The 467-nt window shown below is 25.1% G+C and carries 1 protein-coding gene; it reads right to left on the bottom strand.

Going from position 1 to position 467, the window contains the following annotated elements; all coding sequences use genetic code 11:
- Positions 1-218: 218 nt before the first annotated feature.
- On the bottom strand, positions 219-467 hold a 249-nt coding region (locus HMPREF9075_RS13650; protein WP_232305025.1), incomplete at its 5' end, for a hypothetical protein.

The following is a 467-nucleotide window of genomic DNA, read 5'->3' as shown; positions in this document are numbered from 1 at the left end:
GTGAATTGCACAAAATGAATGATAGCGTTTAGGTAATTATTTATGCTTTAAAAGGTATTTATTCATTTATTTATTATAGTGAAAATGAAATTGAAGAACAAATTAGGATGTATCATTCTACGGGATTTTAATTTTTATACATTAATAATCATTATTATGCTATTCTTATTCTACATATATACTTTGCCTTATATTGCAGAATATGAAGAGATTACAAATTACTCCCAAAAAGCATATCTTATAAATAGTGTAGTAGATAATCTATATTTTTCATCTAACTTTTGGCATTCCCCCCTCGAATATTTAAAAGATATACCTCCCATTTTATTGTTTTTTTTAATCATATTGGCATCATTATTGAATTTTTTAACTACTGTATATACATTATCATTTATTCTGACCATTATTGTAAATACAACACGATGTTTTATAAAAAAAGTCCGTGAAGCTATGAAATCCAGTGAATC

It is taken from the genome of Capnocytophaga sp. oral taxon 332 str. F0381 (genome assembly GCF_000318275.2).
Taxonomy (GTDB): Bacteria; Bacteroidota; Bacteroidia; order Flavobacteriales; family Flavobacteriaceae; genus Capnocytophaga; species Capnocytophaga bilenii.
The sequence above is the reverse complement of the archived record's forward strand: the minus strand, read 5'-3'. Positions and strand labels throughout refer to the sequence as shown.